Genomic DNA, 8,555 nt, shown 5'->3' on the forward strand with positions numbered 1-8,555 from the left:
GTTCAGCCCCCCTTCACCTGCGGAATTGCAAGTTAGAGGCGATCGGCGTCTCCGTCGGTTCTCCTGAGAGAAACTGGCCCCGGAATCGCTTCCGGGGCCTTTTTTCTTATTCGCTGTCGACCGGGGCCTCGGCGCGCGGGGTCACCTGGATGCGATAGGCCTCCGACGGCACCAGATACTTCCGTGCCACCGCCTGGAGGTCCGCCGGCGTGGCCGATTCGAAGTCGCTGATCGCCGAGCGCAGGGCCGGCAGACGCTCCGGATCGGTCTGGGCGTCCTGAAGTTCCGACATCCAGAAGCCGTTGGTGTTCTGGTTGCGGCGCATCGATTCGATCCGCGGGTTGCGCGCGCGGTCCAGTTCGTCCTGGGTAACCGGATTGGCCACGAGCTCGGCGGCGATCGCATCGACGTCGGCGAAGAAGCCGGCCAGCTTTTCAGGCGGGGCGTCGATGGCCGCCGACATATAGCCATAGCCCTCGAAGGTGCTCGAGGCGCTGGTGCTCACCTGCGGCGAATAGGTGACCGCCTGGCCTTCGCGCAGTTCATCCAGCAGGCGCAGGCGCAGCACATCGGCCAGCAGGCGGACCATGCGGGCCTCCCGCGGATTGGTGAAGTTGTCGCCGGTCGGCCAGGCGACAAAGCCCAGCGCCTGATCCGGGCGGCCGCCGTGCTTCAGCTCGACGGGCTCGGTGACGCCATCCGGGAAGGTGGAGGTGCGAGCCTCGGCCGAGGGCGTGGCCGCGGGGCCGCGCGCCGGCAGGGCGCCGACCGTTGCGGCAACCGACTGGATGGCCGCATCGACATCGACGTCGCCGACGATGATGACCTCGATCGGGCCTTGCGACAGGTCGCTGCTGACCAGATTGCGTAGGTCATCGATCGACCAGGCGGCGATCTGTTCCAGCGTCGGGATGGTCCAGCGGGCATCGCCCGAGCGCAGCAGGCCCGATCCGTCGCGCGCGAACACGCCGCCGGTGGTGGCATCCAGCTGCGGCAGGATCAGACGGAACTGGCCGCGCGCCCGCTCGAACGGCTCGGGACGCCAGCCGGCATCGGTCAGATAGGCGGTCAGCACCTGCATTTGCAGGTCCAGGTCCTCGGGGCGGGTCGTGCCCGACAGGCGATAGGACTCTTCATCCGCCGAAAGGGAGGCCGAATAGACCCGGCCCGACAGCACGGTTTCCAGCTGCTCGGCCGTCAGTTGGCCCAGGCCGCCCTCACTGAAGGCCGCACCCAGAGCCAGCGCCGCCGTCGGCTCATCGGTCGGCAGGGACAGGAAGCCCGTGCCGGTGCGGATCGAGACCAGCACCTGATCGTCGGTGAAGTCGGTCGGCTTGATGGTCAGGCGCACACCGTTGTCGAAGGTGACGAAGGTGGTGCCGATGTCCTCGATCATGTCGGTCGAGGCGACCGTGCCGGGGGTGCCGAACTGGGTATAGGGCCAGTCGACGCGGGCCTCGGCCTCAAGGGCTGCGACCTCGGTCTGCTGCGAGGCTTCATAGGCCGCGAGGATGGCGTCATCGCCGCCCTCGATGGCATCGGGGCCGGTGACGAAGATCAACGGACCCTGGCCGGTGAAGGTGCCGTTCAGGACGTCATTGACTTCATCCAGCGTCAGATCGGCGACGATGGCCTCGAACATGGCCAGGTCGGTCTCGGGGGCGGTGAAGACCTCATCATTGTTGACCGAGGCGGCGAGGCTGTTGGCCAGGTTGGGCGTGCGGCGCGTCGCGGCCCCGGCAACGTTTTCCTCGAGCGCGGTGCGGATCTCGGTGATCTCGCGGTCCAGCTCTTCCTGGGTGATGCCGAACTCGACGATCCGACGCTGCTCCTGCTCGATCGCGGCAAGGGCGCCGTCCCAGTTGCCGTCCTGATAGACGGCCGAGACCGTGGCCACCTCGGCCGAGCCGAACAGGTCCGAACGGCTGCCGGACGCACCGATGAAGGGCGGGTTCTCACCCCGGGCAAGGCGCTGCAGACGGCGGTTCAGCACGCGCAGGCCCAGACCTTCGACCAGACCCTCGCGCTGGATGGCCATGGTGTCGGGGCGGGTGTCGGGCGGATTGATCCAGGTGATCTGGATCGAGGGCTGGACGCCGGCCTCGATATAGGAGCCGGCCTCAAGGCCGCGCGGCTGGACCTCTCCCAGAACCGGCTCGGCGCCGTCGGCCGCAGGGTTCTGCCAGTCGCCGAAGGTGGCGATGATCTTGGCTTCCATGACGTCGACGTCGAAATCACCGACGGCGATGACGGTCGCCCGCGACGGGCGGTAATAGGCACTGTAGAATTCGACGAAACGCTCGCGCGGGGCATTGGCCAGCACCGAGGTCGAGCCGATCGGCAGACGGTCGGGGACCAGCTGGTCCTTGAGGAAGAAGTCGAGCTGGGCGATGACCGAGCGCAGGCCCGGCCCGGCGCGGGTGCGCTCTTCCGACAGGACGATGCCGCGCTCGCGGTCGATGGCGTCGGCCGACAGGGTGGCATTGCCCAGCATGTCACGCAGGATCATCAGCGAGGTGTCGACGGTTTCCTCGTCGGTCCGCGGCAGGTCCAGCTTGTAGACGGTCTCGTCAAAACCGGTGGAGGCATTGGTGTCGGCGCCGAACGCCAGGCCGAGGCGCTCGAGCGTCCGGGTCAGCTCGCCTTCGGGGATGTTGGTCGAGCCGTTGAAGGCCATGTGCTCGATGAAGTGGGCCAGACCCAGCTGGTCGTCATTCTCCATCAGCGAGCCGGCGTCGATACGGACGCGCAGTGAGGCCTGACCCGGCGGGGTGGCGTTACGCACGATGGCATAGCGCAGGCCGTTGGGCAGCTGGCCGAAGCGGACGGCGCTGTCGACCGGAATATCGCTGATCTCGTGTGCCCAGGGGTCGGACGGTCGCATGGCGTTGGCCGATACGGCGGCGGCGTCTTGGGCCTGGACCAGGGACGGCAGGCCTGCGCCGGCGAGGACCGCCAGACTGGAGGCGGCAACAAGCAGAAGGCGGCGGGGAGATCGCATGGGGTGGCTCCTTTGGTCGCGCCCCAAACAAATTCCACAGGAAAAGCGGGCACATGACGAATTCACAGGCCCGGTGGCGGGCCGTCGGGAGCACCTTAACGAAGGTTACGCAATGTTTGAACGACTGGGGCGCGAATATTAACGCGAGTTAATTTCCGCTGCGCGAAACATAGAAGGTCGCGGCGTTGCCGACGGCATTGGTGCCGGTGACCACGGCGCGGTTGGCGCCGTTGATCGTGGTCTGTGCCGTAGCACTGACATTGCCGCTGTTGGCCTGGTTGTTCGTGGCATCGATATAGCCCGCGCAATCGGCGCAGGCGAAGCCGGTGACCACATTGCCGGCCGCATCGGCGCCGACATAGGCGTCATAGCCCTGGGTGCCCGCGAACTGGGCGTTGACCGCCACGCCGCCCGTATTGATCTGGGTATTGTCGATCTCGACATAGATGTCGTTGTTGCCGACCGAGACCTCATTGGCGACGCCGCGCGCATAGGAGTTGGCCGCCCCATAGTCATAGGAGGTGACAATCGCCTGCGACTGGATCTGGCTGGTGTTGTCCTGACGGGTGGTGGCGACCACGGACCCGCCCTGGTTCGACAGGACCGCGCGGTTGGCCCCGGCATTGGCGCGCCCGGCCAGATCCCAGGAATTGCCCGCATTGGCACTGACGCCGGAATCGATGATGCCGCCGGTCGAGCGCTGGTCGATGGTCATGTTCTGACCGGTAACCGAAGTGCCGGTGACGGACACCACATTGGCCACGGCCTGGGCGGTGAACTCGGCCTCGGCCGGGATGTACTGGGTCCCGGCATAGTTGGAGGCGCGGACATTGGCATCCGACCATTGCACCAGCGTGCCGTCGAAATAGCTGCGCTCGCCGCCCAGGGCCGCGGTGTTGCCGATGGCCGAGGCATCCACATAGGCCCCGCCCAGCAGGCGCTCATCGCCCTCGGCCATGGTCGAGGTGGCGACGATCTCGACGTCGCTGACCGTCTGGGCCGAATCGACCGTCAGATTGGCGTCATAGGCACTGAGGCCCAGATAGTTGCCGTTGGCCTGGGTGACGCCGCTGACCACCCCCTCGGTATCGCCGCCCAGCACAAAGGTGGTCTCGGCGCGCACATCGCCCTGCATGGACTGGATCGAGGTGACGCTCATGTCGCCGCCCTGGACCCCGCCGGCCAGGCTGTTGCCGGTGGCGGAATTGCTGACGGTCACCTGTTCCGACGAATCGACCACGTCCAGCGTCTGTTCGGCGAACACATCACCGAACTGAATCTGTTCGTTCAGGACAATCGACGGGTCCTGATCCTGCGCGGCAGCCTCAGTAGCGACTGCGGCGCACGTCACCGTCGCGGCGATCATGCCAGCGAGACGGATCGGCACGAGTCTGGCCATTGTTCGTCTCCGTATTGGGATAGGCGGGGTAGTAGTTGCCGGTGGGGCCATAGGTGTCGCGCAGCAGCTCGTTCTGCGTGTCGAGGCAGATTTCCGGGCCGGGGGCGCCATACAGATTGGCCATGAACTCGATGACGGCGCGCTCCACCAGCGAGCGGACGGCCAGCTGAACCGGCTCGAACCCGCCTTCGCCTGCGGAAATGTCGAAGACATTGCCGTTCATGAAGTCGAACACCCCCGCCGAGATTTCGCGACCGATGATCTGCTTCTGATACGAAACCACATCGACGATCTCGAGCGAGGTCGTCTGCACGAGGCGCAGGTCCAGCGCGACGTTCATCACATACATACGGCCCTGGAAGACGCCTGACAGGGGCGTGTCGCTGTCGGCCTCGCCGCCGCCGAAGTCCCAGCCGGCCGAGCGGATGTTGTAGTTCACCTCGGTGATGCCGCCGACGATATAGAAGTCAGAGCCCGGCACCTGACCGGCGATGATGCGGCGATAGCCGGGGTCAGCCGGGTCGCCCGTGCCCTCGTCACCGATCAGCTTGTTGTTGGCATAGCGCAGTTCCAGCTCGGACACCGAGGTGTCGAACCGCTCGACCATCACGGCCCCTGACTTGGCCAGGGCCGAGGTGGCCATCAGCGAGGCACCGCCGGTGATCTGACGCCCGCCGTCCGGCGAGATGGTGCCCGTATAGTCGGCGATCTGGCCCACGGCGATTCGGGGCGAGGGCAGGCCATAGGTCCGCGCATAGTCCGCGAGGCAGAACAGGGCGGTGGAATAGGGGGTCGGATTGGCGGTCACCGGCGCATTGCCGATCGGCGTGGCATACAGACCGGCATTGCTGGCTACCGGAGCGATGCAGCCGCCCAGCAGGGCCGCTGCGGCGCAGGCCGCGCCGGCCGGTTTGAGCCAGCGAAGAATCGGGGAGGGGCTCATGGCAGGTCGATGGTCCCGTTCAGCGCCGTTCCGGCGTTGATGTCACCCGTATTGGTCTGGGTCGAGTTGACGATGACCGTGTTCCAGTTGCCCTGGACCACCACATTCAGATTGTTGCCGATGGCCGTGGCGCCGCCGATGGTGTTGCCGCCGTTGCCGTTTGCCCAGTTCCCCCAGCTGGAGACGCCGCCGCTGGTCTGTGAATAGGCCGAGGCGCCGGTCTGGATCAGGCCGTTGACGATCAGGCGGTTGCCGTTCTGATCTCGGGTCGAGCCGGTCTGGGGCCGGGCTGTCGTATAGCGCGCCGCGCCATAGCCCGCCTGGAACGGTGCCGTGCTGGAGCCGCCGGCGGATTGGGCCTGGGCCACAGCCGGAAGGGCCAGTAATGTTGCCGCGGCCGCAGCCGCCAGTTTCAGTCGCATGAGGGCGCTCCCGCGCTGTCTTGTCCGGGCCTGATACAGCAAGCTCCGTGCCAAAATGGAGCAGGGTTATTAAGAAGCGCTTGAGATCGGCAACGGCCGCGCGCATCTCAGAGGCATGAACAGCCAACCCTGGGGCACCGGCCCGGCCTATCCGCCGCCGCCGCCCGCCCGCGAACCGATTGTAAAGGTGCCTCCTGCGGCCCTGGTGCTCGCAGTGTCGATGCCGCTGCTGTTCTGGTTGCAGGTCCGCCTGCCCGACATGGGCATGACCTGGGCCTTCTATCCCATCGACCTCGGGCGGACGCTCGGATGGCCGGGGATTGTGACGGCCATGCTGCTGCACGGCAGCTGGACCCACGCGGCGCTGAATGCGGTGACCGCGCTGTGTTTTGCCCCGCCCGTGGCGCGGATGCTGCCCGGATGGCGGGGGGCGGGCGTGTTCGCGCTCTTCTATATAGGGTGCGGGATCATTGCCTCCCTGGGATATGGCCTGCTGCATCTGGCCAGCACTGACCCGATGGTGGGGGCGTCCGGTGCGGTGTCGGGATTGCTGGGGGCGGCCATCCGCCTGATGGGGCGTCCGTCCTGGGCGGGGCCCAAACCCCTGAAGGATCGCAGCGCCCTGACCATGGTGGGCGTGCTGCTGGCCATCAATGCCGTGATCGGGCTGATCGGCTATGCCCCCGGGGCAGAGGGCGCCCGTATCGCCTGGGAAGCTCACGCGGTCGGTATGGTGGCGGGATATCTGGCGATCGGGCCCCTGTTCCGGTGGTCGCGCCGATGGGTACCGGCGTTCGGCTGACGCAGCTGTGATTCGGCGCGATTTGCTTAAGGGCGGGGACTGAGCGATCCTGCGGGCACGAGCGGCCCGGTCCGCGGCCGTTCAGTCTCATGAGGGAGGAACGCCGTATGCTTGTCACCGAGATTCTCAAGGACAAGGGCGACGCTGTCTTCTCGGTCGCACCGGACAAGACCCTGGTCGACGCCTGTCGTGAAATGCAGACCCGCCGGATCGGGGCCGTGATGGTCTGTGATTCCGACCGGGTCGTGGGCGTGCTGTCTGAACGGGATGTCGTGCGCGCCGTGTCCGCATCAGGCCCGGAAGCCCTGTCCGAGGCTGTCTCCGTCTATATGACGCCCGATGTGGTGTTCGCCGAGCCGACCGACACGGTCGCCATGCTCATGAGTCGCATGACCGACCGCCGGATCCGGCATTTGCCGGTGCTGCGGGACAAGCGGCTGATCGGCGTCATCTCGATCGGCGACGTCGTGAAATGCCAGATCGAGGAAGCCACGCGCGAGGCCGAAAGCCTCAGAACCTATATAGCGGCGGGCTGAGCCGGGGTCGGCCCGAAACATGCCGGAATTCGGCGATCCGGACTCTTTCAGAAAATCGTCATGAAAGGCGGTTTCGGGGTTGCGGTCTGAAAGGGCGCCTCGTATATCGCCGCCTCGCTCGGAAACGGGCCGACGACGGAACGCGGGGCGCCACGGCGCACAGTGATCCAGGTGGAAATAAAGAGCTTCTGGTTCTTGCTTCCTTCAATGTCTTCGGTTAGGTTCCGCGCCTTCGATCGAATCGTCGGACTGCCTCGGGGAGGTGTTTGCATCTCCCTCTGGCGCTTTGCGGCCGGATCACCTCGAAAGGGTTGAAACGGTCGGAAAAAAGCTCCGAAAGTTCGGTTGACACGGGAATGGCTCCTCTCTAGAGACGCCGCTCCCGCCGCCCACGGGCCTCTCGAGGTTCTGACGGCGGGCCGGTGAAAAAGTTCTCTTCGGGGCGCTTGACACCAACCACCGAGGCGACTACATCGCCGCCTCCGCCGCAGCCGGGCGCTAAACGGTCGGGCCACTCCGGTGGCTCACGGTCTTTGAAATCGTTGATCTGGAAAGAGAAACGCAGGCGGCGGTGTTCTAAGATCGGTTCTTCGGAATCGATTGTCGACACTGACATCTGCGGTCTTTTTGAAAAGACATACCATGTAACCGATCTTCGGATCGGTGAACGTGGGATCTCGTCAAGAATACGTAGAACTAAAGCCAAATCGGATTTCGGTCCGAAATGCTTAGGTCAGAAGTCAACTCAACCTGAGAGTTTGATCCTGGCTCAGAGCGAACGCTGGCGGCAGGCCTAACACATGCAAGTCGAACGGACTCTTCGGAGTTAGTGGCGGACGGGTGAGTAACACGTGGGAACGTGCCTTTAGGTTCGGAATAAGCCCGGGAAACTGGGTCTAATACCGAATGTGCCCTTCGGGGGAAAGATTTATCGCCTTTAGAGCGGCCCGCGTCTGATTAGCTAGTTGGTAGTGTAATGGACTACCAAGGCTACGATCAGTAGCTGGTCTGAGAGGATGACCAGCCACATTGGGACTGAGACACGGCCCAAACTCCTACGGGAGGCAGCAGTGGGGAATCTTGCGCAATGGGCGAAAGCCTGACGCAGCCATGCCGCGTGAATGATGAAGGTCTTAGGATTGTAAAATTCTTTCACCGGGGACGATAATGACGGTACCCGGAGAAGAAGCCCCGGCTAACTTCGTGCCAGCAGCCGCGGTAATACGAAGGGGGCTAGCGTTGCTCGGAATTACTGGGCGTAAAGGGCGCGTAGGCGGACATTTAAGTCAGGGGTGAAATCCCAGAGCTCAACTCTGGAACTGCCTTTGATACTGGGTGTCTTGAGTGTGAGAGAGGTATGTGGAACTCCGAGTGTAGAGGTGAAATTCGTAGATATTCGGAAGAACACCAGTGGCGAAGGCGACATACTGGCTCATTACTGACGCTGAGGCG

At 64.7% G+C, this 8,555-nt stretch carries 6 protein-coding genes and 1 rRNA gene; 3 read left to right on the forward strand and 4 right to left on the reverse strand.

Going from position 1 to position 8,555, the window contains the following annotated elements:
- Nucleotides 1–106: 106 nt before the first annotated feature.
- From V7672_RS14585 to hfaA, 4 genes are all read right to left on the reverse strand, one after another.
- Nucleotides 107–3,001, reverse strand: coding sequence for a M16 family metallopeptidase (locus tag V7672_RS14585; RefSeq protein ID WP_335625294.1), 2,895 nt, complete (start codon nt 2,999–3,001; stop codon nt 107–109).
- 148 nt (nt 3,002–3,149) lie between these two features.
- A complete protein-coding gene (gene hfaD / locus V7672_RS14590) occupies nt 3,150–4,400 on the reverse strand; it encodes a holdfast anchor protein HfaD (RefSeq protein WP_335625295.1) in 1,251 nt (416 codons plus the stop codon).
- A complete protein-coding gene (hfaB, locus tag V7672_RS14595; RefSeq protein WP_335625296.1) occupies nt 4,327–5,343 on the reverse strand; it encodes a holdfast anchoring protein HfaB in 1,017 nt (338 codons plus the stop codon). Before hfaB ends, hfaD begins: the two co-directional genes overlap by 74 nt.
- Nucleotides 5,340–5,765: a holdfast anchoring protein HfaA gene (hfaA, locus tag V7672_RS14600; RefSeq protein WP_335625297.1), complete on the reverse strand. Its 426-nt coding sequence runs from the start codon at nt 5,763–5,765 to the stop codon at nt 5,340–5,342. The genes hfaB and hfaA overlap by 4 nt, the downstream gene beginning before the upstream one ends.
- 115 nt (nt 5,766–5,880) lie before the next feature.
- Here hfaA and V7672_RS14605 point away from each other — a divergent pair, with 115 nt between their 5' ends.
- From V7672_RS14605 to V7672_RS14615, 3 genes are all read left to right on the forward strand, one after another.
- On the forward strand, nt 5,881–6,567 hold the full coding sequence (locus V7672_RS14605; RefSeq protein ID WP_335625298.1) for a rhomboid family intramembrane serine protease: 687 nt from the start codon (nt 5,881–5,883) through the stop codon (nt 6,565–6,567).
- A 107-nt stretch (nt 6,568–6,674) separates the two neighbouring features.
- A complete protein-coding gene (locus tag V7672_RS14610; RefSeq protein ID WP_335625299.1) occupies nt 6,675–7,103 on the forward strand; it encodes a CBS domain-containing protein in 429 nt (142 codons plus the stop codon).
- Between the two features lie 746 nt (nt 7,104–7,849).
- A 16S ribosomal RNA gene (locus V7672_RS14615) occupies nt 7,850–8,555 on the forward strand; the annotation flags it as partial.

This window comes from Brevundimonas sp. (genome assembly GCF_036963785.1).
Taxonomy (GTDB): Bacteria; Pseudomonadota; Alphaproteobacteria; order Caulobacterales; family Caulobacteraceae; genus Brevundimonas.

Coding starts and splice junctions, on each gene's coding strand:
- hfaD (WP_335625295.1), bottom strand. CDS start 4,400: ATGGCCAGACTCGTGCCGATCCGTCTCGCTGGCATGATCGCCGCGACG.
- V7672_RS14605 (WP_335625298.1), top strand. CDS start 5,881: ATGAACAGCCAACCCTGGGGCACCGGCCCGGCCTATCCGCCGCCGCCG.
- hfaA (WP_335625297.1), bottom strand. CDS start 5,765: ATGCGACTGAAACTGGCGGCTGCGGCCGCGGCAACATTACTGGCCCTT.
- hfaB (WP_335625296.1), bottom strand. CDS start 5,343: ATGAGCCCCTCCCCGATTCTTCGCTGGCTCAAACCGGCCGGCGCGGCC.
- V7672_RS14585 (WP_335625294.1), bottom strand. CDS start 3,001: ATGCGATCTCCCCGCCGCCTTCTGCTTGTTGCCGCCTCCAGTCTGGCG.
- V7672_RS14610 (WP_335625299.1), top strand. CDS start 6,675: ATGCTTGTCACCGAGATTCTCAAGGACAAGGGCGACGCTGTCTTCTCG.